This is a genomic window from Streptomyces sp. AgN23 (genome assembly GCF_001598115.1).
Classification (GTDB): Bacteria; Actinomycetota; Actinomycetes; order Streptomycetales; family Streptomycetaceae; genus Streptomyces; species Streptomyces antimycoticus.
In genome coordinates this window covers 2935876-2958126 of sequence record NZ_CP007153.1, presented here as the reverse complement: position 1 = coordinate 2958126, position 22251 = coordinate 2935876, and the positions used below count along the sequence as shown (strand labels likewise).

The following is a 22251-nucleotide window of genomic DNA, read 5'->3' as shown; positions in this document are numbered from 1 at the left end:
AAGAGTGTGCTTGTTCGCTAGAACCCGATAGGGTTTCGGTGGTCATTGCGTTAGGGAAACGCCCGGTTACATTCCGAACCCGGAAGCTAAGCCTTTCAGCGCCGATGGTACTGCAGGGGGGACCCTGTGGGAGAGTAGGACGCCGCCGAACAATCTTTCAAGGACCCTTGGTCCCAGCGTGCATGCTGGGACCAAGGGTCCTTTTTGTTTTTGCTGGGCCCGTATCGGTGTGACTGGTGCGGGAGAATGGCTGCAGTACATGAAGACAGGAGTCACGCCGATGTCCACCAACTCTCCCGACGACCGGTCGGGCCGCGAGCCGCGGCGCCGGGATGCCGGCGACCGGCGGGACGTTCGCGGCTCGGGACCGCGCCGCGATGCTGATCGCGGTGGTTTCCGGCGTGATGACCGCCGTGACGAGCGGCGTGATGACCGTCCGCGCGGGCCGCGCCGCGATGATGACCGTGGTGGGTTCCGCCGCGATGACCGCCGCGATGACCGCCGAGGCGATCGACGCGACGATCGCCGGGATGACCGGCCGCGTGGGCCGCGTCGGGACGATGACCGCGGAGGCCGCCCCGGCGGCTATGTGCGCCGCGACGACCGGGGCGGGGGCGGCCGTCCCACCGGTGGTTACGAGCGCCGGGACGACCGGCGCGATGACCGTCGGGACGAGCGCCCGGGTGGCCCGCGCAGGGATGACGACCGCGGCGGGTTCCGCCGTGACGATCGTGGTGGGTCCCGTCAGGGGCAGGGCGGTTTCCGCCGGGACCGTGACGATCGACCGGGCTTCCGCCGGGACGACGATCGCGGCGGGTTCCGCCGTGATGACCGCCGAGATGAGCGGCCGGGTGGCCCGCGTCGGGATGACGATCGTGGTGGGTTCCGCCGCGATGACCGCCGTGACGACCGGTCGGGTGGCCCGCGCAGGGACGACGACCGCGGCGGGTTCCGCCGGGATGACCGCCGGGATGAGCGGCCGGGTGGCCCGCGTCGGGATGACGATCGCGGCGGGTTCCGTCGCGATGACCGTGACCGTGGTGGCCGGGGCGGCTACGAGCGCCGGGACGACCGGCCTTCGTACCGCCGTGAGGACGACCGCGGCGGGTTCCGTCGTGACGACCGCCGGGATGAGCGTCGTGACGACCGTCGGGACGAGCGGCCTTCGTACCGCCGTGACGACGACCGCGGCGGGTTCCGTGGTGGAGACCGTCGTACGGACGATCGTGGTGGGTTCCGCCGTGACGACCGCCGTGATGACCGTCGCGACGAGCGGTCGAGCGGGCCGCGCCGCGACGACGACCGCGGCGGGTTCCGCCGGGACGACCGGCGTGATGAGCGGCCCCGTGGGCCGCGGCGCGACGACCGGGCCGGTGGCTTCCGGGGTGGTCGGGACGACAGCGGGCCGCGTCGTCCTTACGGTCAGGGCGGGGGCCGTGACGACCGTCGCTCCGGCGGCGGTGGTTTCAAGCGCCGTGACGACCGCGGCGGGGGCTACGGACGCCGTGACGACCGCACGGGCGGCTACGGGCGCCGGGATGAGCGCGGCAGGGACCGCGACCGCGAGCCGATCAAGCGGCTGCCGATCCCCGACGACGTCACCGGCGAGGAGATCGACAAGAGCGTGCGGCAGGAGCTGATGAGCCTGCCGAAGACCCTCGCCGAGGACGTCGCCAGGAACCTCGTCATGGTCGCCAAGTTGCTGGATGACGAGCCCGAGCAGGCGTACCAGTACGCGCGCGTCGCCCTGCGGCTAGCCTCCCGGGTGGCCGCCGTGCGCGAGGCCGCGGGCTTCGCCTCGTACGCCGTCGGGAAGTACTCCGAGGCGCTCGCGGAGTTCCGTGCCGCGCGCCGGATGACCGGCAACTCCGACCTGTGGCCGGTGATGGCCGACTGCGAGCGCGGCATGGGCCGTCCCGAGCGGGCGCTGGCCATGGCCGGTGAGCCGGAGGTGCAGAAGCTGGACCGGGCCGGTCAGGTCGAGATGCGGATGGTGGCCGCCGGTGCCCGGCGGGATATGGGCCAGGCGGACGCCGCCGTGGTCACCCTGCAGAGCCCGGAGTTGGCCTCGCATTCCATCCAGCCGTGGACCGCCCGGCTGCGCTATGCGTACGCCGACGCGCTGCTGGCGGTCGGCCGCGAGGACGAGGCCCGCGAGTGGTTCGCCAAGGCGCTCGAGGCGGATCAGGGCGGGACCACGGACGCGTCAGACCGGCTCGCCGAGCTGGACGGGGTCGAGTTCGTGGACGCCCTCGACCCCGAGCAGGAGGCGGACGACGCCCTCAAGCCGGTGGCGGAGTCCACGGTCGAGGAGTCCAGGGCCGACGAGTCCAAGGCCGAAGACGTCGAGATCGAAGACGTCGAGGACGAAGACGTCGAGGACGACGAGGAGCCCGAGGCCGTCGAGTCCGAGATCGAGCCCGAGGACGCCGAGGCCGTCGAGCCCGAGGCCGACCTCGTCGAGGACGAGGTCCAGGACGACGACGCCGAAGACTTGGCCGAGGACGCCGAGTCGGCGGCGGAGGCGAGGTCCGAGGACCGGGCCGGGCTGCCCGAGAAGGACGGCGACGACAGCTGACGTCATGAGTGGGGCGGGATCCCGGTTCGGGGTTCCGCCCCACTCGTATGTCCGCGGCTCAAGGGCAAGGGCTCAGCCCAGCGTCAGGCTCCGTAGCACCAGGCCCGTCGCCGGCTTCGGCCCGAAGGACGTCGACTTGTGCGGCATCGCGATGCCCTGCCGCGCCAGCTCGTGCACGATGTCCTCGCCCACCGCATGCATCAGCACCGCCGTACCGCCCAGCCGCTCCGCCTGTTCGACGGCCGCCGCCGAGTCGTGGATGTAGCCGATGTGCTCGGGCGTGTCCGGGACGTTCCACAGATGGTCCAGCAGGGCGTGGTGGAGCACCGTCGCGTCCAGCGTCCGCCATGCCTCGGGTCGTCCCTCGGGGACCGTACGGGCCAGCAGTCCCGGATCCGGCCGGTCCAGGAGGTGGAAGCGGCCGTCCCCGGCCAGCAGGAAGGCGTTCGGCGCGCCGGGCTCGGCGCGGGCCGCCTCGGTGGCCTCGGCGAGTGTTTCCAGGGCGCGCGGGAGCGGGCCGTCGATCGTCTGTACCCGGAAGGCACGCTGCGCCGCCGTAAGAGCGTCGTCCGGTGACAGTTGGCGGAGTAGCCGGTGGATGGCCCGGACGCGGAGGGGATAGCGGGCGGTGTCGACGAGCAGGACGAGCCCGAAGTCCCAGGGGCCGGGCTCGCGGCGCTCCTCGCGCAGCCGCAGATAGGTGGCCCAGCGGTGGTGGCCGTCGGCGATGAGGGCCTGGTGGTGGCGGAGGTCGGCGGAGACCGCCACGAGGTCGGCGGGGTCCGTGACCCGCCACAGACGGTGGTCGACGCCGTCTTCGGTGGTCGTGGAGAGCAACGGCTCGCGCCGGATGGCGCTTTCGATGACCCGCGCGGCCCCGCCGGTGCCCGCCCCGCCGGTGCCCGGCCCGGTGGCTCCGTTCCCCGAAGTCCCCGAAGTGCCGTTCCCGTTGCCGTTGCCGCGGTAGGCGAGGAGCAGCGGCTCCAGATGGGCGGCGGTGGCGCGCATCAGATCGGCTCGGTCCTCGACGACATGCGGCATGACCTCCTCGTGGGGGAGGACGATGCCCTCCTCACGGGGGCTCAGCCGCAGTGCGCCGATCAGCCCGCGCTGGAGGGTGGGGCCGTCGCGCTGTTCGTAGACGTAGAGCGCGGGTTCGGGGTCCGGGGCGAGCACGCCGTCCGCCTGCCAGCGGCGCAGCGTCTCGGCGGCCTGACGGTGGCGGGCCTCCGGGGAGTCGGCCTGCGGCAGGATCAGCCGGACGATGTTGTGGGGGTCTGCCGTCTCCAGCTCGCGCAGGCCATCGGGCCGTACGACCACGTCGTAGGGGGGTGAGGTGACGGCGGCGAGACTGCCGACGCGCTCCGCGACGTAGCGCAGCCCCCGAAAAGGGGTGAGCTGCAGACCTTGTCCGCCAGGCCCTGGAATGCTCATCAGTGAATGTTATGCCCCGCGCGGCGATACGCGATGATCGGGGAAGAAGCGCACAGATCAGCGAGGAGTTGTCCCCATGAACCAGCCCGTCCGCACCCGGCCCGAGTCCAGCCGGCAGTCGCTGAACGAGGCGTACGACACGGCCCTGCTGGACCTCGACGGGGTGGTGTACGCGGGCGGCGAGGCCATTGACCATGCCGTGGAGTCGCTGGTCACCGCGCGGGACGCCGGGATGCGGCTGGCGTATGTGACCAATAACGCGCTGCGGACGCCGGAGGCGGTGGCCGAGCATCTGACGCGGCTGGGGATGCCCGCCGCCCCCGACGATGTGATCACCTCCGCGCAGGCGGTCGCCCGGCTGATCTCCGAGCAGTTGCCCCAGGGGGCGCGGGTGCTGGTGATCGGCGGGGAGGGGCTGCGGGTGGCGCTGCGCGAGCGCGGGCTGACGCCGGTGGACTCGGCGGACGACGGCCCGGCGGCGGTGGTGCAGGGGTACGGGGGGCCGGACATGCCGTGGGCGCGGCTGGCGGAGGCGGGGTACGCGGTGGCGCGCGGGGTGCCGTGGTTCGCCTCCAACCTGGATCTGACGATTCCCAGCGGGCGGGGCATCGCCCCGGGCAACGGCGCGGCGGTGGAGGTCGTGCGCATCGTCACGGGCAAGACCCCGCAGGCCGCGGGAAAGCCGCTGCCGCCGATGCACCGGGAGACGGTGCTGCGGACCGGCGCCCAGCGGCCGCTGGTGGTCGGGGACCGGCTGGACACCGATATCGAGGGCGCGTACGCGGGCGGGGTGGACTCGCTGCTGGTGCTGACCGGGGTGACCACGCCCGCACAGCTGCTGGCCGCCGAGCCCGGGCACCGGCCGACGTATGTGGACCGCGACCTGCGGGGGCTGCTCGCCCCGCAGCCGGAGGTGGCGCACGATGAGGCCTCCGGCGGTTTCCGGTGCGGGGGGTGGACGGCGCGGGTCGCCCAGCGCGCGCTGGTGCTGGAGAGCGAGGGCAAGGAGCCGCTGGACGGTCTGCGGGCGCTGTGCGCGGCGGCGTGGTCCGAGGCGGGGGACGGTGTGAGCGAGGCGGATGCGGGAAAGGCACTGGCGCGGCTGGGGCTGTGAGCCGGGCTCGCGCTCCAGGGAACCCGTGCGCAGGCGACCAGTGGGACTTAGGGTAACCTAACTTAACCTGAGTCCTGATCGGCCGTGCTGTGAGGTGGAGTTCCCCGTGACCGTGGTCAGTCCGGCGAAATCCGGGACCGAGACAGCGAGCGCGCCGCCCCGGCGGCGCACCGCGCGTCGTGCGACCGGATTGATCGCCTCCCTGGGCGTGCTGCTGGCGTTCGCCGCGGCGTCCATCGCGATCGGTGCCAAGCCCATTCCGCTGGACCAGGTGTGGCACGGGCTCTTCCACTACACCGGCAGCGACACCGATGTGGTGATCCGGGACGTACGGCTGCCGCGGACCATCCTCGGGCTGCTCGTCGGCGTCGGCCTCGGCCTCGCGGGCGCGGTCATCCAGGCCCTCACCCGCAACCCGCTCGCCGACCCCGGGCTGCTGGGGCTGAACGCGGGCGCGTCCGCCGCCGTGGTCTCGGCCATCAGCTTTCTCGGCGTCACCTCCCTGACCGGCTATGTGTGGTTCGCCTTCCTCGGCACTGCCGTCGTCTCCGTGCTGGTGTACGCCCTCGGCGGCAGCCGGAGCGCCACCCCGGTGCGGCTCGCGCTCGCCGGTACGGCGGTCTACGCGGCGCTCTACGGCTACATCAACGCCGTTCAGCTGCTGGACAGCGCGGCGCTCGACAAGATGCGCTTCTGGACGGTCGGTTCGCTCGCCTCCGCCAATATGACCGTGGTCCGGCAGGTGACCCCGTTCCTCCTGATCGGCGCGGTGCTCGCGCTCGCACTCGGCCGTTCGCTCAACGCCGTGGCGCTCGGCGACGACACGGCCCGCGCGCTCGGCACCAATCTCCACCGCACCCGGGCGCTCTCGATGGCCGCAGTCACCCTGCTGTGCGGGGCCGCGACCGCCGCGTGCGGGCCGATCGCGTTCGTCGGGCTGATCGTGCCGCATCTGGTCCGCGCGATCACCGGGCCCGACATGCGCTGGATCCTGCCGTACGCCGCCGTGCTCTCGCCCGTTCTCCTGCTGGGCTCCGATGTGCTGGGGCGGCTGGTCACCCGGCCCGCCGAACTGCAGGTCGGCATCGTCACCGCGTTCATCGGCGGGCCCCTGTTCATCTACCTCGTACGCCGCCGAAGGATGGCCCAACTGTGAACGCGAGCAAGCGCATCAGCAAGCGCGGGACGCGCGCGGTCACGCTGCGCACCGCCGGCCTCTCGCTGCGCCTGGACGTCCGCGGCGCGGTCGTGGGGCTGCTGCTGCTCGTCGTGGCACTGGCGATGAGCGTGGTCCTGATCGGCACCGGCGACTTCCCCCTCGCCCCCGCCGATGTTCTGCGCACCCTGGCCGGAAACGGCACCGTGGCCCAGGACTTCATCGTCAACGAACTGCGGCTGCCGCGGATCCTGGTGGGGCTGCTGGTGGGGGCGGCCCTCGGGATGGCCGGGGCGATCTTCCAGTCCATCTCCCGCAATCCGCTGGGCAGTCCGGACGTGATCGGCCTCGGCCAGGGGTCGGCGGCCGGGGCGCTCGCCGTGATCGTCCTCGTCCAGGGCGATCCGACCGAGGTCGCCATCGGCGCGCTCGGCGGCGGCCTGCTGACCGGGCTCGCGGTCTACACGCTGGCCTGGCGGCGTGGTGTGCACGGATACCGGCTGGTGCTGGTGGGCATCGGCACGTCCGCGATGCTCACCGCCGTCAACGGCTATCTGCTCACCAGGGCCGACCTCCCGGACGCGACCCGCGCGGTGGTGTGGATCGCCGGATCGCTCAACGGGCGGGACTGGGCCCAGGTGTGGCCGCTGGCGTGCGTCTGCGCGGTGCTCCTGCCCGTGGCCCTCGGGCAGGCGCGGAACCTGCGGATGCTGGAGATGGGCGACGACAGCGCGTACGCCCTCGGGGTGCGGGTCGAGCGAACCCGGCTGATGCTCATGTTCGCGGCCGTCGTGCTCACCGCCGCCGCCACGGCCGCCGCCGGGCCCGTCGCCTTCGTGGCACTCGTCGCCCCGCAACTCGCCCGCAGGCTCACCCGCTCGTCCGGGCCCAACCTGCTCCCCGCGGCCTGGATGGGCGCCGCCCTGCTGGTCACCGCCGACTGGGCGGCCCAGCGGGCCTTTGGCGCCGACCAGCTTCCGGTCGGGGTGCTGACGGGGATGCTGGGCGGGGCCTATCTGCTGTGGCTGCTGGTGACTGAGCGCAGGGCGGGGCGGATATGAGGGTGCGTGGAGGGACAGGGCGATGCTGGGGCCCGGTATGACGCTGGGGCGGATATGACGACTGTGGGCACGACCCGGACGGAAGGCGACATGGACAAGGACACCCGGCAGACCGTGGCCGACGGCGGCAGCGGGAGTGGCGGCGAGGACGGTAGCGCCCGAGGGCGGCAGCGGCTCATGGCGGAGGGGCTGACCCTCGCCTACGACCGGCGCACCGTGGCCGAGGAACTGTCCGTGACCATCCCCGACCACTCCTTCACGGTGATCGTCGGGCCGAACGCCTGCGGCAAGTCGACCCTGCTGCGCGCCCTGTCCCGGATGCTGAAGCCGGTGGCCGGATCGGTGCTGCTGGACGGGCAGGCGATCGGCGCGATGCCCGCCAAGAAGGTCGCCCGCACCCTCGGGCTGCTGCCCCAGTCCTCGATCGCCCCGGACGGGATCACCGTCGCCGATCTGGTCGCTCGCGGCCGCTATCCGCACCAGGGGCTGCTGCGGCAGTGGTCGGAGACGGACGAGCGGATCGTCGACGAATCGATGGCGGCGACCGGGGTGGCGGAACTCGCGGATCGCTATGTCGACGAATTGTCCGGCGGTCAGCGCCAGCGGGTATGGATCGCGATGGCCATCGCCCAGCAGACCCCGCTGCTGCTCCTCGACGAGCCCACGACCTATCTGGACATCCAGCACCAGATCGATGTGCTGGACCTGTGCGCCCAGCTCCACGAGGAGCAGGGCCGCACCCTCGTCGCCGTTCTGCACGACCTGAACCACGCCGCCCGCTACGCCACCCATCTGATCGCGATGCGGGGCGGCGAGGTCGTCGCCGAGGGGGCGCCGGGGGACGTGGTCACGGCGGAGCTGGTGGAGCGGGTCTTCGGGCTGCCGTGCCAGGTGATCGACGACCCGGAGACGGGGACGCCGCTGGTCATCCCGGCCGCCCGCCGGTCCCGTACGGCACGGGGCGAGGCGCCTTCGCCGCTGGCGGGTGCGGTGAGCGAGTCCTGAGGGGCGTGAGCCTCGCGGCGGGGGCGCGGTGGGGTGCGATGTCGCGGACTAGAGCAGCTTCCGCAGTCGCAGCAGGTCGCGCAGCCCGGCCTCGAGCTTGATCCGTCCGCTGCCCCACGCCCGTGCGAAGTGCAGCTCACCGTCGACCAGGGCCACCAGGTCGTCGCCGGTCATCGCCAGCCGGATCTGCGCACGCTCGGCGGGCGGCCCCGGCTCGGTCGTCACATCCTCGATCCGGCTGTTCACGAGACGGCCGCCGAAGGTGGTGTCCAGGTCGGTGATCCAGCAGCTGACGGAGCGATCGAGCGCGGCAGCGCTGCGCAGGTGCCCGTTCGCGCTCGCGAGGTTCTGCGCCAGTTTGTCGAGTGCACTGCGGCACTGTTCCAAAGTCGCCATCGCGGATGACGTTACCCCAGGTCTCGTACGTCGGAGAACGAGGGATTCGCGGTAGCGTCGGGGCCATGAGCGAGCCGATGTCGGCCGGATGGCCCGGCCCACAGCCCGATACGGCGGCCGAGCGGGCCCAGGAAGCCACGGTCGAGCCGTTCCCGGGGGCTGGTGTGGAGCCAGGTGGGCAGGCGGGACCGTCCACGGTTCCGGGTGAGGTCGCGGGGGGTGGTCCCGGGCCCGGGACGGGGCGGGAACAGGCGCCGGAGCCGGTGTCGGAGGGGCCCGTGCCGGAGGGGGTACCGGAGCCGGTGCCCGGGTCCGTGCCGGAGCCGCCCGGCCCCGCTGAACCGGCGCCGCTCGGCGTGGACCGTACACCCACCGGCGTCCCCGAGGTGGATGCCCTGCTCGACCGGCTGGCCGACGCCGACCACCTCGAGACGAGCGGGCATCTGGAGGTGTACGAGGATGTCCACGGGGGTCTTCGCGACACGCTGACAGCACTCGACCGGCGGCCCGGACCCCCCGCGCCCGGCCCACGGCCCCCGTCCGCTGCGTAGACGACACCGTCGGCTGGGCACGTGACCCCGTCCGTTACCCAAACGACGTCGTCCGCTACGCGAAGACCTCATCCGCTATATGAACGACCTCAGGAGCTGAACCACCCGTGGCAGTGACCCGCCCACGACGCGTACGACTCGACGCGGAGCTGGTGCGCCGCAAGCTGGCGCGTTCGCGTGAGCATGCGAGCCAGCTGATCGCCGCGGGCCGGGTCACCGTCGGCGGGGCGGTGGCGACCAAACCGGCCACGCAGGTGGAGACCAGCGCGGCCGTCGTCGTGATCGAGGACGACAGCGATCCGGATTACGTCTCGCGCGGTGGCCACAAGCTCGCGGGCGCGCTGTACGCGTTCAGCGAGGAGTACCGGGAGGGCGCGGGCGCGGGTCAGAACTCCGGGGTCCGCCCGGCCCCGGGAGCGGGCGCTGATACCGGAGCCGGGTTGAAGGTCGCCGGGCGGCGGGCGCTGGACGCGGGCGCGTCGACCGGAGGCTTCACGGACGTCCTGCTGCGCGCGGGCGTCGCGCAGGTGCTCGCCGTCGACGTCGGCTACGGCCAGCTCGCCTGGTCGCTGCAGAGCGATGAACGCGTCAGTGTTTATGACCGTACAAACGTACGCGAGCTGACACTTGAGGGGATTGGTGGGAAGCCGGTGGACCTGGTGGTCGGTGACCTCTCCTTCATCCCGCTCGGGCTGGTACTGCCCGCCCTCGTGCGGTGCGCGGCGCCCGACGCCGATCTGGTGCTGATGGTCAAACCACAGTTCGAGGTCGGCAAGGAGCGGCTGGGCAGCGGAGGAGTGGTCCGCAGCGCCGACCTGCGCGCCGAAGCGGTGCGCACGGTGGCCGGGCGGGCGGCGGAACTCGGACTGGGCGTGCTGGGCGTGACCGCCAGCCCGCTCCCGGGGCCGTCGGGCAATGTCGAGTACTTTTTGTGGATGCGCGCCGGGGCGCCGGCACTGGACCCGGCGGATGTTGACCGTGCAGTGGCGGAGGGGCCCAGTTGACCACTTCAGAAGCAGCGCAGGAGAAGGAAGCAGCGCCCGTGTCCGAGACGGCTGTGCCCGGGACGGGTGCGGTCGGGGCGGGCGTGGCCGGTGCGGCGAGGTCTGTGACGGAGCATGTGCCGTCGATGCCGGCGGCCGAGCCGACGGCGGACCGCACTGTCTTCCTGCTTGCGCACACCGGCCGCCCGGCGGCCATCCGCAGCGCCGAACTGGTCGTTCAGGGGCTGCTGCGCAGCGGTATCGGGGTACGGGTGCTCGCCGCCGAGGCCGCGGACCTGCCGCTGCCACCGGCTGTCGAGCGCGTCGACGCGGGCCGTGACGTGCTGAACAGCTGTGAGCTGCTGATCGTGCTCGGCGGGGACGGGACGCTGCTGCGCGGAGCGGAGTTCGCCCGGGTCTCGGGCGTGCCGATGCTCGGCGTGAACCTCGGGCGGGTGGGCTTCCTGGCCGAGGCCGAGCGGGACGACCTCGACAAGGTCGTGGACCGGGTGGTGACCCGGCAGTACGAGGTCGAGGAGCGGATGACGATCGATGTGATCGTCCGCAACGACGGGCACATCGTGCACACGGACTGGGCGCTGAACGAGGCGTCGGTCGAGAAGGCGGCGCGTGAGCGGCTGCTCGAGGTCGTTACGGAGGTCGACAACCGGCCGGTGTCGCGCTTCGGCGGCGACGGCGTGGTCTGCGCGACCCCGACCGGCTCGACGGCCTACGCGTTCTCGGCGGGCGGGCCGGTGGTGTGGCCCGAGGTGGAGGCGCTGCTGATGGTGCCGATCAGCGCCCATGCGCTGTTCGCCAAGCCGCTGGTGACGTCGCCGAAGTCGGTGCTCGCGGTGGAGGTGCAGCCGCAGACTCCGCATGGGGTGCTGTGGTGCGACGGCCGCCGCACGGTGGAGCTGCCGGCGGGGGCGCGGGTGGAGGTACGGCGGGGCGCGGTACCGGTGCGGCTGGCCCGGCTCCACCATGCGTCGTTCACGGACCGCTTGGTCGCCAAGTTCGCGCTGCCGGTGGCGGGGTGGCGGGGGGCGCCGCACTAGTTGAGTGGCTGCTGGGGTGCGGGTGCGGTGGTGGTTGCCGGGGTGCGCGGTGGGGTGTGTGGTGGGTGCGGGGCCTCCGGAGGGGCCCTGGACCGTATGGTTTCGGCGCCATTGGCCGGGGGTGTTGGGTTGGCCGGGGATGGGCGCCACACAGACACGTGAGCGTCCAGGACACCACCCCTCCGCCCCCGTCCCCGCCCCTCCCGCCTCGTCGGTGTCCGCGCCCCGGTGCCCCAGGCCCCCGCCCCCTCCCGTGGTCTCGCGGCTGCCCGTCGGTGACACGGGTGGTGTGCCGTTCCGGGGCGGACAATTCAGCCCCTCCGGCGTTTGAGGAGCGGGGTCCGGGGCGGAGCCCCGGTGGGGGCGTGGGGGCGGAGCCCCCCACGCGGCGGAGCCGCATATTGATGCTGTGGGAAGGGGCGGGGCGGGGGCTTTCCGCCGGAGGCGCCCACGGTCCGCACCGGGCATGTGTGCGGGTCGACCCCACAAGTGGCGCCCCTTCGTCGCATCGCACCGGCCAAACCTCGTATGGTCGTGCACGTGCTGGAGGAGATGCGGATACGTGCGCTGGGCGTCATCGACGACGCGGTCGTCGAGCTGTCGCCCGGCTTCACCGCGGTGACCGGTGAGACCGGCGCGGGCAAGACCATGGTCGTCACCAGCCTCGGGCTGCTGCTGGGCGGCCGGGCCGATGCCGCCCTGGTGCGGATCGGGGCCAAGGCGGCGGTCGTCGAGGGGCGCATGAGGGTCGACGCCCGTTCGGCGGCGGCCGTAAGGGCCGAGGAAGCGGGGGCCGAGCTCGAGGACGGCGTGCTGCTGATCAGCCGTACGCTCTCCGCCGAGGGGCGGTCGCGCGCGCATGTGGGCGGCCGGTCGGTGCCCGTGGGGCTGCTGGGCGAGCTGGCCGACGATCTGGTGGCCGTGCACGGCCAGACCGATCAGCAGGGCCTGCTGCGGCCCGCCCGGCAGCGGCAGGCGCTGGACCGGTACGCGGGGGCCGCCGTGGCCGGGCCCCTGGAGAAGTACGCGGGGGCCTATCGCCGGCTGCGCGCCGTCTCGGCCGAGTGGGAGGAATTGACCACGCGGGCCCGCGAGCGCGAGCAGGAGGCGGATCTGCTGCGGTTCGGGCTCGAAGAGGTCGCGGACGCCGAGCCCCTGCCCGGAGAGGACGCCGAGCTGGCGGCCGAGGCCGAACGGCTGGGGCACGCCGAGGCCCTGGCGTCCGCCGCCGCCCTCGCGCACGCCGCCCTCGCCGGGAACCCGGAGGACCCGGAGGGCGTGGACGCGGCGACCCTGGTCGCGGGCGCCCAACGCGCCGTGGAGGCCGTGCGCTCCCATGACTCGGCGCTGGCCGGGCTCGCCGACCGGATCGGCGAGATCGGCATCCTGGTGTCCGATGTGGCCGGGGACCTCGCGGGGTACGCCGACAACCTCGACGCCGACCCGATCCGCCTGGGGGCCGTCGAGGAGCGCCGCGCCGCGCTGGCGCAGTTGACCCGTAAGTACGGCGAGACCATCACGGACGTGCTGGCCTGGGCGGAGCAGGGTGCCGCCCGGCTGGCCGAACTCGACGGCGACGACGACCGCATCGGCGAGCTGGCCGCCGAGCGCGACGCGCTCCGCGCCGAGCTGGGCGAGCTGGCGCAGACGCTCACCGACGCCCGTACGGAGGCGGCGGGGCGTTTCGCGGAGGCGGTCACGGCCGAGCTGGCCTCGCTGGCGATGCCGCATGCCCGGGTCACGTTCGCGATCAGCCAGACCGAGACGGAGGCGGACGGCATCGAGGTGGGCGGCCGCACGGTCGTTTTCGGGCCGCATGGCGCCGACGAGGTCGAGCTGCGGCTCGCCCCGCATCCGGGCGCCCCGCCCCGGCCGATCGCCAAGGGCGCCTCCGGGGGCGAGCTGTCCCGGGTGATGCTCGCGGTGGAGGTCGTGTTCGCGGGCTCCGACCCCGTGCCGACGTATCTCTTCGACGAGGTGGACGCGGGCGTCGGCGGTAAGGCGGCGGTCGAGGTGGGCCGCCGGCTGGCCCGGCTCGCGCGCTCCGCGCAGGTCGTGGTGGTCACCCATCTGCCCCAGGTCGCGGCGTTCGCCGACCGGCATCTGGTGGTCGAGAAGACCAACGACGGGTCGGTGACACGCAGCGGGGTGAAGGCCATGGAAGGCGAGGACCGCGTACGGGAGCTGTCGCGGATGCTCGCGGGCCAGGAGGACTCCGAACTCGCGCGGGCGCATGCCGAAGAGCTCCTGGAGGCGGCACGCGCGGGACGCTGACCTTCACCCGAAAGGGTGGTACCGCGGACGTAGGGGCGAGCTCGGGGTAGACGTCGCGGGGGAGCGTTGCGACGAGGGTCCGGCGAGTGCTGGCATCCTTGGGCGGTCCCTCCTTTTCGCCCCGACACCGTCTCAGGAGTTCCGCCCGCGTGAGCAGTACCGCGAGTAGCACCCCGGTCCCGCCGCACGGGCAGCCGTCGCTGCACGCCGTTCAGGTGCTGGGCGGGGGGAGTTCGGGCAGCGGGGTGCATGTGCGGTCGCTGTCGGCCGGGCTGGTGGCGCGCGGGCTGCGGGTGACCGTCTGCGGGCCCTGGAGCGCCGAGCGGGGCTACGGCTTCGCCCGGACAGGAGCGCGGTTCACCGGGCTCGACGCCCTGACGGGCGCCGGAAGCATGGCCTCGCTGCGCAGGGCCACCCACGGGGCGGCCCTGGTGCACGCCCACGGGCTGCGTTCGGGGCTGCTGGCCGCGGTGGCGCTGCGTGGCCGGAATGTGCCGCTGATCGTCACCTGGCACACCCGTGTGGACGCCGAGGGAGCGCGGGCCCGCCTCGTCGGGCTGATGGAGCGCCGGGTGGCACGGGCCGCCGCGATCGTGCTGGGGGCCTCCTCGGATCTGGTGGAGCGGGCCCGGGCCAGCGGCGCCCGCGACGCGCGGCTGGCCCCGGTCGCGGTGCCCGCCCCGCGCCGGGCGCCGGAGCCGGGCGATGGCCGCCGCCAGAAGGCGCGGGCCGAACTGGGCGTGGTGGAGCGGCCGTTGCTGGTCACGGCGGGCCGGCTGGAGGCGGTGGCCGGACACGGCCCGCTGCTGGACGCGGCGCGGCGCTGGCGCGGGCTGGATCCGCAGCCGCTGCTGGCGGTGGCGGGGGAGGGGCCGGACCGTGCGATGCTGCAGCGCCGGATCGATCTGGAGGGGCTGCCGGTGCGGCTGCTCGGCCGGCGTGAGGATGTGCCGGGGCTGCTCTCCGCGGCCGATGTAGCGGTGCTTTCCAGCCGCTGGGAGGCGCGCTCGCTGCTGGCCCAGGAGGCGCTGCACGCGGGGGTGCCGCTGGTGGCGACGGCGGTGGGCGGGGTGCCGGAGCTGGTCGGGGACGCGGCCGAACTCGTCCCTTACGGCGATCCGGAGGCGCTGGCAGAGGCGGTGACCGGGCTGCTCGCCGATCCGGTGCGCCGGGTGGAGCTGGCTGCGGCGGGGCGGGCGCGGACGGCCGGCTGGCCGACCGAGGACGACACCGTCGCCCATGTCCTCAGCGTCTACGATGAGTTGGTGCAGACCTTTCTGCGTGAAGGGGTTGACGGGCCCGGTCGTTGATCGGCAGGGTGCTGGACAGAGGAACGAGAGAGCGCTCTCAATTCGCTCCTCCCGTTACCCCCCACGCCATTTTCCCGGCAACCCCCACTACGCCGAGGAGCACCATCATCATGATCAGTCGCAGGAAGCTGCTGGGTGGCATAGCCGCCTCCGCCGCCGCCGCGGGTACCGGCCTCGCGTTCGCCGGCGGCCGAGCCAGCGGAGCACCGGGTGCGAAGGCCGCCGCCTCCCTGCCCCTGACCGTCGTCAACAAGACGGGGCAGTACGACAACGCATCGGTCTGGCTCTACATCGTCGGCAACGAGGGCGACCGGCAGGTCCACGTCACCCCCGACGGCACCATCGCCCCCGTCGCGATGTCCGACAACGGCTCGGACGGCTTCACCGATTACGCGATCCCGCTGGCCGGAAGCGGCGAGACCAAGCTGAACCTGCCGCAGATGTCGGGCCGGATCTATGTCGCGCTCGGCTCGAAGCTCAAGCTGAAGGTGGTCGAGGACGGGGCGGGCAAGGCCGCGCTGCAGTACCCGGCCGGCTGGGTGTCCGGCGACCCGAACTACGACATCATGCACGACTGCGCGGAGTTCACGTACAACGACTCCGGGATGTTCTGCAACACCACCATGGTGGACATGTTCAGCGTCCCGCTGTCGATCCACCTCACCGGTGCCCAGGACCAGACGACCGGCACCCTCAAGGACGGCGCACGCGCCAAGGTCTTCTCCGACCTCGCCGGCGTCGACGCCTACAAGAAGCTGATCGTCGGCGACAATCTGCGGGTGATCGCTCCGGGCCATGGCATGGGCGCGGGGCTGTTCGCGGAGGACTACTTCGCGTCCTACATCGACCAGGTCTGGGACGCCTACGGATCGAAGGACCTCAAGGTCACCACCAACGCGGGCACCTTCACCGGCCGGGTGAGCGGCGGGAAGTTCGCCTTCACCGGCCCGGCTTCGGTCTCCTTCGACAAGCCCTCCACCAAGGACGTGCTGTTCTGCGACGGCGCCCTGGCCGCGCCCAACGACGGGACGACGGGCCCGGTCGCGGCGATCCTCGGCGCGGGCTTCAACCGCACCACGCTGCACAACACCGACGCCCAGCCGACCACCGACCCGGCCGCCTTCTACGGCGAGGAGGTCACCAACCACTACGCCAAGGCCATGCACGCGGCGACCGTGGACGGCAAGGCGTACGGCTTCGCCTTCGATGACGTGGCCGAGTTCGCGTCCTACATCCAGGACACCGCCCCCAAGGGGATCACGCTCACCCTGACGCCGTTCTAGAGGCGTGCGGCGGGGCGGGCTGATCCCGTCCCGCCCCTTCCCGCAGCATCGATGTGCGGCTCCCCCGGGTGGCGGGGCTGCGCCCCCGGACCCGGGGTCCAGGGGCGAGGCCCCTGGTAACGGGAAGGGGCGGGGAGGGGAAAGATCCGCGGGACCGGGCAGGGCCGGCTGAGGTTCGGCACAGGCGGCCGGGCGGGGAGGTGTCCGCGGCGCACGGCGGGGCGGCGCGGTGGACGGTGAGGGAGCCTCTCCCCGCCCGGCTACTCGTCTGGCGGCCCGCCCGGCGGCACGGGGGGACGCCGGGCGGGAAGCCGGGCGGGGAGACCGCCCGCGAACGCGTCACCGCACATGGCGGCGGGCCTGGAGGGCCACCCCCAGGGCCAGAACCGTCTGGGGATCCTCCAGATCGCTGCCCAGCAGCCGGGAGATCCGGGCCAGCCGGTCGTACAACGTCTGGCGGTTGAGGTGCAGCGCGCGGGCCGTCTCCGCCTTACGGCCCGCATGGCGCAGATACGTCTCCAGTGTCGGCACCAGCGGCGGACGGGCGGTGCGGTCATGCGTGAGCAGCGGACCGAGCACCCGGTCGACAAAGGCGGCCAGATCGCCGTGCTCCCGCAGTCGCCACAGCAACAGGTCGACATCCAGGCTCCGTACGTCGTACCAGTCCCGGTCGGTCAGCCCGCGCGCCGCGTTCGCCGCCTCCGCCGCATGCCGCAGTTCGGTGCCGGCCGCATCCCAGCCGACCGCGAGCCCGGCGATCACCACCGGCGGCCGGGCACCGGCCCGGTCCGGCCAGGCCCGCTCCACCCCGGCCCGCAGCGCCGCCGCGATCCGCTCGGCGACCGCGCCGCGCTCGGTCGCGCCGCGCAGCCCCGCCAGCAGCGGAACCCGGCCCTCCGGAAGTCGTACGCCGAGCAGCACCGGCACCCCGACCGCCGCCAGCTCCTCCTGCAGGGCGTGGGCCAGCGCCGCCCAGCTCTCCCCGCCCCCGGCCAGCGGACGCGGATCCTCCTCCAGCCGCATCACCACCGGCAGCAGCGGCCCGTCCGCGCCCGGCCGGAACCCCAGCACCCGGGCCTGAGCGGGGGCGTCCGAGGGCTCGACGCGGCCCTCCGCGAGATCGGTGAGGAAGTCCCCGCGCCCGCGCGCCGCCAGTTCCTCCTCCTGACGCGTCCGCAGCAGCACCACCGCCAGCAGATCCGCCGTCCGCTCGGCAGCGATCTTGTGCACCGGCCCCAGCGGCCCGGCCACCGGAAGGACCGTCAGCCGCGCCCGTACGGAGCCGGGACCGGGCCCGCCGCCCGGGATGTCCGCCATCACACTGCCCGCCGGCGGTTCGGGCCGCTCGGCCGCGCGCCGCGCCCGCAGCCCCTCCCACACCTGCAGCGGATCGGCCGCGCCCGCCGGGGGCGTACCGCCGGGCCCCGCCGCGTACAGCAGGTGCCCGTCGGGGGTCTCCAGGAAGACCGGATTGGCCGCGAAGGCGGCGAAGTGGCACAGGATCTCCGGCACCCCGCCGCCGCGCAGCAGCACCTCGGTGGCCTGCCGGTGCACCACATCGGCCTGGCGCAGCAGGGCGTAGTGCGCATGGACGATCTCGGTGTGGATCTCCTCGGTGACCGTCACGAACGGCACCTCGCGATGGAGTTGCACCAGCGGCAGCCCGCACGAGCGCGCCGTGTCCACGACCGGTCCCGGCAGCGTGCGGAACCGGGCCCCCAGCTCCACCACCAGCGCCGCGATGCCCCGCTCGGCGAGCCGGCGGACGAAGGCGCGCTGCTCGGCGGGGCGCGAGCCGACCCCGAGGCCGGTGGTCAGCAGCAGTTCGCCGCCCTTGAGCAGCGCGGCGATATGGGGCACCTCGCCCGCGTGCACCCAGCGCACCGGGCGCTCCAGCAGCTCTTGCCCGGCCACCACCTCGGGGAGCCCGCGGCGCAGGGCGGGAAGGCCGAGGGCCCGCGCCACGGTGATCGTCCCATGCGGCTCCCGAGGCACCCGCTGCTCCTGTGGTTCGCCGGGCACCCGCGACTCCTGCGGTTCCCGCGACTCCTGCGGCTTGTGCGGTTCCTGCGGTTCCATGGTCAGGACGCTCCCCGGGCGGGGCCCTCTTCGCCGGTCAGCGCGCTAGCCTCCGTACGCGCCGGACGCCGTCAGCCGCAGCGCGGTGTCGATCAGCGGCACATGGCTGAACGCCTGCGGGAAGTTGCCCACCTGGCGCTGGTTCTTCGGGTCCCACTCCTCGGCCAGCAGCCCGAGGTCGTTGCGGAGCCCGAGCAGCTTCTCGAAGAGCTTCCGGGCCTCGTCCACCCGGCCGATCATCGCCAGGTCGTCGGCGAGCCAGAACGAGCAGGCCAGGAAGGCCCCTTCGTCGCCCTCGAGACCGTCCACCCCGGCGTCCTCGCCCGCCGTCGGGTAGCGCATGACGAAGCCGTCCTCGGTCGACAGCTCCCGCTGGATCGCCTCGATGGTGCCGATGACCCGCTTGTCGTCCGGCGGCAGAAAGCCCATCTGCGGGATGAGCAGCAGCGAGGCGTCCAGCTCCTTGGAGCCGTAGGACTGGGTGAAGGTGTTGCGCTCGGCGTCGTAGCCCCGCTGGCAGACGTCCCGGTGGATCTCGTCGCGCAGCTCCCGCCAGCGCTCCAACGGCCCGTCCACATCGCCGGATTCGATGAGTTTGACGGTGCGGTCGACCGCGACCCAGGCCATCACCTTGGAGTGCACGAAGTGGCGGCGCGGCCCGCGCACCTCCCAGATGCCCTCGTCCGGCTCGTCCCAGTGCTCTTCGAGATAGCGGATCAGCTTGAGCTGCAGCACGCTCGCGTAGTCGTTGCGCGCCAGGCCCGTCATATGGGCCAGGTGCAGCGCCTCGGTGACCTCGCCGTAGACGTCGAGCTGGAGCTGGCCCGCCGCGCCGTTGCCGACCCGGACCGGCTGGGAGTTCTCATAGCCGGGCAGCCAGGTCAGCTCGGCCTCGGCCAACTCCCGCTCGCCCGCGATGCCGTACATGATCTGCAGGTTCTCCGGGTCGCCCGCGACCGCGCGCAGCAGCCATTCGCGCCAGGCGCGCGCTTCCTCGCGGTAGCCGGTGCGCAGCAGCGAGGAGAGGGTGATCGCGGCGTCCCGCAGCCAGGTGAAGCGGTAGTCCCAGTTCCGGACGCCGCCGATCTCCTCGGGCAGCGAGGTGGTGGGCGCCGCGACGATGCCGCCGGTGGGGGCGTAGGTCAGCGCCTTGAGCGTGATCAGCGAGCGGACCACCGCGTCCCGGTAGGGGCCGTGGTACGTGCAGTGCTCGACCCACTCCCGCCAGAACGCCTCGGTGGCCTCCAGGGCGACCTCCGGCTCGGGCAGCGCGGGCGGCTCGTTGTGCGAGGGCTGCCAGCTGATGGTGAAGGCGATCCGGTCGCCGGGGCCCACCGTGAAGTCGGAGTAGGTGGTGAGGTCCTTGCCGTAGGTGTCGGCCTCGGTGTCCAGCCAGACGGAGTCCGGGCCGGCGACGGCGACGGTGCGGGTGTCCACCCGGTGCACCCACGGCACGACCCAGCCGTAGGAGAACCGCATCCGCAGCGCGGAGCGCATCGGCACCCGGCCGCTGACCCCCTCGACGATCCGCACCAGTTGCGGGGCGCCGTCACGGGGCGGCATGAAGTCGATCACACGGACCGTGCCGCGCGGAGTGTCCCACTCCGATTCCAGCACCAGCGAGTCGCCGCGGTAGCGGCGGCGGTCGGCGGCGGGCGGCTGGCTCCCCGAGGGGGAGGCGGGCCCGAGGCGCCAGAAACCATGTTCCTCAGTGCCCAGCAGACCGGCGAAGACGGCATGGGAGTCGAACCGCGGCAGGCACAGCCAGTCGACCGTGCCGTCCCTGCAGACGAGGGCGGCGGTCTGCATATCACCAATCAGTGCGTAATCCTCGATACGCCCGGCCACGTGCATTCCCCATTCGAACGGCCGTACCACCCCGGAGGGCGCTTCTTACGGTCTCGGAAATTCTGACGAGCTCTTGTTCCGGGGGCGTGCTGGTGGTGCCGTGCCGGGTGGCTCGCATGCGTGCGTCCGATGAGGATACGACGGACAACGGTGATCCGCTTGAGCCCGTCCACATCGTGGCTCGCATCTCGCGGCCGATCGGGTGGCCAGGTCACGCATGGTGTTCGGGCGGTTGCGCAGACCGAACGCGGGAACCAGGTCATCACCGGCCGCTCCGAGGCGCTGATACCCTGGTAGCCCGTGGAGCGGCGGGCACAAACCCCCGAACCATCAGCGGCGGCACCCCCCGAATGTGGAGCGGCTGCCGTACGCACCCTCACCACGCGACCACGGGAGCCCCCTCTTGGCCATTGCCGCTAAGCCCATGACGACCAAGCACCTCTTCGTCACCGGGGGTGTCGCCTCCTCGCTCGGCAAGGGTCTGACCGCCTCCAGTCTGGGGGCCTTGCTGAAGGCGCGCGGTCTGCGCGTCACCATGCAGAAGCTCGATCCGTATCTGAACGTCGACCCGGGCACGATGAACCCCTTCCAGCACGGTGAGGTGTTCGTCACCAACGACGGCGCCGAGACCGACCTGGACATCGGCCACTACGAGCGCTTCCTCGACGTCGACCTCGACGGCTCGGCCAATGTGACCACCGGACAGGTGTATTCCACCGTAATCGCCAAGGAGCGGCGCGGTGAGTACCTCGGTGACACCGTGCAGGTCATCCCGCACATCACCAACGAGATCAAGCACCGGATCCGGCGCATGGCCACCGATGAGGTGGACGTCGTCATCACCGAGGTCGGCGGCACCGTCGGCGACATCGAGTCGCTGCCCTTCCTGGAGGCCGTCCGCCAGGTCCGGCACGAGGTCGGCCGGGACAACGTCTTCGTGGTGCACATTTCGCTGCTGCCCTACATCGGCCCGTCCGGTGAGCTGAAGACCAAGCCCACCCAGCACTCGGTGGCCGCACTGCGCAACATCGGTATCCAGCCGGACGCGATCGTGCTGCGAGCCGACCGCGACGTCCCGACCTCCATCAAGCGCAAGGTCTCGCTGATGTGTGACGTGGACGACGCGGCCGTCGTCGCCGCCATCGACGCCAAGTCGATCTACGACATCCCGAAGGTGCTGCACTCCGAGGGCCTGGACGCCTATGTCGTCCGCAAGCTGGACCTGCCCTTCCGCGACGTGGACTGGACCCAGTGGGACGATCTGCTGCGGCGGGTCCACCAGCCCGACCACGAGGTCACCGTGGCACTGGTCGGCAAGTACATCGACCTGCCCGACGCCTACCTCTCGGTCACCGAGGCGCTGCGCGCCGGCGGCTTCGCCAACAACGCCCGCGTCAAGATCAAGTGGGTCACCTCCGACGACTGCAAGACGGCCGCCGGCGCCCGGGACCAGCTCGACGGCGTGGACGCGGTCTGCATCCCCGGCGGCTTCGGCGACCGCGGAGTGATCGGCAAGGTCGGCGCGATCACCTACGCCCGGGAGAACAAGCTCCCGCTGCTGGGCCTCTGTCTCGGGCTGCAGTGCATCGTCATCGAGGCCGCGCGTAACCTCGCGGGCATCGAGGGCGCCAACTCCACCGAGTTCGAGCCCGCCACCACCGACCCGGTGATCTCCACCATGGCCGAGCAGCTCGACATCGTCGCGGGCGAGGGCGACATGGGCGGCACCATGCGGCTGGGCATGTACCCGGCCAAGCTGGCCGAGGGCTCGATCGTCCGCGAGGTCTACGACAACCAGCCGTACGTCGAGGAGCGCCACCGCCACCGCTACGAGGTCAACAACTCCTACCGCGGTGAGCTGGAGAAGAAGGCCGGGATCGTCTTCTCCGGCACCTCTCCGGACAACAAGCTCGTCGAGTACGTGGAGTACCCGCGCGAGGTCCACCCCTATCTGGTCGGCACCCAGGCGCACCCCGAGCTGCGCTCCCGCCCGACCCGTCCGCACCCGCTCTTTGCGGGCCTGGTGAAGGCGGCGGTCGAGCGACAGACCGCTGGTCAGACGCGTACCGCCGGGGCCTGACCGATACGGTTGACGGGGGCGGGCGGCCGGCGCGGCCCGCC

At 72.6% G+C, this 22251-nt stretch carries 17 protein-coding genes and 1 rRNA gene; 14 read left to right on the top strand and 4 right to left on the bottom strand.

What is annotated here, in order from left to right; genetic code table 11:
* Positions 1–34: 34 nt before the first annotated feature.
* The 3 genes from rrf to AS97_RS12910 all read left to right on the top strand — a co-directional run bounded on the left by rrf (position 35) and on the right by AS97_RS12910 (position 2578).
* Positions 35–151: ribosomal RNA gene (rrf, locus tag AS97_RS12920) — 5S ribosomal RNA — on the top strand.
* A 181-nt stretch (positions 152–332) separates the two neighbouring features.
* Entirely contained in the window at positions 333–1640 is a 1308-nt protein-coding gene (locus AS97_RS12915; RefSeq protein ID WP_247204348.1) for a hypothetical protein, read from the top strand.
* Entirely contained in the window at positions 1625–2578 is a 954-nt protein-coding gene (locus AS97_RS12910; RefSeq protein WP_247204347.1) for a tetratricopeptide repeat protein, read from the top strand. Before AS97_RS12915 ends, AS97_RS12910 begins: the two co-directional genes overlap by 16 nt.
* Before the next feature lie 72 nt (positions 2579–2650).
* Here the strand turns inward: AS97_RS12910 and AS97_RS12905 are convergent, their stop codons facing one another.
* Positions 2651–4012, bottom strand: coding sequence for a DUF1015 domain-containing protein (locus tag AS97_RS12905; protein ID WP_125760637.1), 1362 nt, complete (start codon positions 4010–4012; stop codon positions 2651–2653).
* Between the two features lie 76 nt (positions 4013–4088).
* Between AS97_RS12905 and AS97_RS12900 the strand changes: the two genes are divergently transcribed.
* The 4 genes from AS97_RS12900 to AS97_RS12885 all read left to right on the top strand — a co-directional run bounded on the left by AS97_RS12900 (position 4089) and on the right by AS97_RS12885 (position 8348).
* Positions 4089–5126, top strand: coding sequence for an HAD-IIA family hydrolase (locus tag AS97_RS12900; RefSeq protein ID WP_059146869.1), 1038 nt, complete (start codon positions 4089–4091; stop codon positions 5124–5126).
* A 106-nt stretch (positions 5127–5232) separates the two neighbouring features.
* On the top strand, positions 5233–6282 hold the full coding sequence (locus tag AS97_RS12895; protein WP_125760633.1) for an iron chelate uptake ABC transporter family permease subunit: 1050 nt from the start codon (positions 5233–5235) through the stop codon (positions 6280–6282).
* Positions 6279–7343 carry an iron chelate uptake ABC transporter family permease subunit gene (locus tag AS97_RS12890; protein ID WP_059146871.1) on the top strand — a complete coding sequence of 355 codons (1065 nt, stop codon included), beginning with the start codon at positions 6279–6281 and terminating at the stop codon, positions 7341–7343. Before AS97_RS12895 ends, AS97_RS12890 begins: the two co-directional genes overlap by 4 nt.
* A 177-nt stretch (positions 7344–7520) precedes the next feature.
* On the top strand, positions 7521–8348 hold the full coding sequence (locus AS97_RS12885; RefSeq protein WP_185930178.1) for an ABC transporter ATP-binding protein: 828 nt from the start codon (positions 7521–7523) through the stop codon (positions 8346–8348).
* A 48-nt stretch (positions 8349–8396) separates the two neighbouring features.
* On the opposite strand, the gene AS97_RS12880 is transcribed toward AS97_RS12885, so the two are convergent.
* A complete protein-coding gene (locus AS97_RS12880) occupies positions 8397–8744 on the bottom strand; it encodes a sterol-binding protein (RefSeq protein WP_125760629.1) in 348 nt (115 codons plus the stop codon).
* Between the two features lie 302 nt (positions 8745–9046).
* Between AS97_RS12880 and AS97_RS12875 the strand changes: the two genes are divergently transcribed.
* The 6 genes from AS97_RS12875 to AS97_RS12850 all read left to right on the top strand — a co-directional run bounded on the left by AS97_RS12875 (position 9047) and on the right by AS97_RS12850 (position 16203).
* Complete coding sequence (locus AS97_RS12875) at positions 9047–9295, top strand: hypothetical protein (RefSeq protein WP_247204803.1); 249 nt, start codon at positions 9047–9049, stop codon at positions 9293–9295.
* A 113-nt stretch (positions 9296–9408) separates the two neighbouring features.
* Positions 9409–10299: a TlyA family RNA methyltransferase gene (locus AS97_RS12870; protein WP_059146874.1), complete on the top strand. Its 891-nt coding sequence runs from the start codon at positions 9409–9411 to the stop codon at positions 10297–10299.
* Positions 10300–10424: 125 nt separating this feature from the next.
* Positions 10425–11336 carry an NAD kinase gene (locus AS97_RS12865; RefSeq protein ID WP_059147011.1) on the top strand — a complete coding sequence of 304 codons (912 nt, stop codon included), beginning with the start codon at positions 10425–10427 and terminating at the stop codon, positions 11334–11336.
* Between the two features lie 528 nt (positions 11337–11864).
* On the top strand, positions 11865–13610 hold the full coding sequence (gene recN, locus AS97_RS12860; RefSeq protein WP_210564913.1) for a DNA repair protein RecN: 1746 nt from the start codon (positions 11865–11867) through the stop codon (positions 13608–13610).
* Positions 13611–13759: 149 nt separating this feature from the next.
* Complete coding sequence (locus AS97_RS12855; RefSeq protein ID WP_086710527.1) at positions 13760–14920, top strand: glycosyltransferase family 4 protein; 1161 nt, start codon at positions 13760–13762, stop codon at positions 14918–14920.
* 110 nt (positions 14921–15030) lie between these two features.
* Positions 15031–16203 (top strand): glycoside hydrolase family 64 protein, encoded by a 1173-nt coding sequence (locus tag AS97_RS12850; RefSeq protein ID WP_059146876.1) that lies wholly within the window; start codon positions 15031–15033, stop codon positions 16201–16203.
* A gap of 339 nt (positions 16204–16542) precedes the next feature.
* Here the strand turns inward: AS97_RS12850 and AS97_RS12845 are convergent, their stop codons facing one another.
* Together AS97_RS12845 and AS97_RS12840 are read right to left on the bottom strand one after the other, a co-directional pair.
* Positions 16543–18282: a PucR family transcriptional regulator gene (locus AS97_RS12845; protein ID WP_247204346.1), complete on the bottom strand. Its 1740-nt coding sequence runs from the start codon at positions 18280–18282 to the stop codon at positions 16543–16545.
* 45 nt (positions 18283–18327) lie between these two features.
* Positions 18328–20136, bottom strand: coding sequence for a glycoside hydrolase family 15 protein (locus tag AS97_RS12840; protein WP_059146877.1), 1809 nt, complete (start codon positions 20134–20136; stop codon positions 18328–18330).
* A 418-nt stretch (positions 20137–20554) separates the two neighbouring features.
* Between AS97_RS12840 and AS97_RS12835 the strand changes: the two genes are divergently transcribed.
* The gene (locus AS97_RS12835) at positions 20555–22210 is read left to right on the top strand and encodes a CTP synthase (RefSeq protein ID WP_059146878.1); all 1656 of its coding nucleotides are present in this window, start codon (positions 20555–20557) and stop codon (positions 22208–22210) included.
* Positions 22211–22251 lie beyond the last annotated feature (41 nt).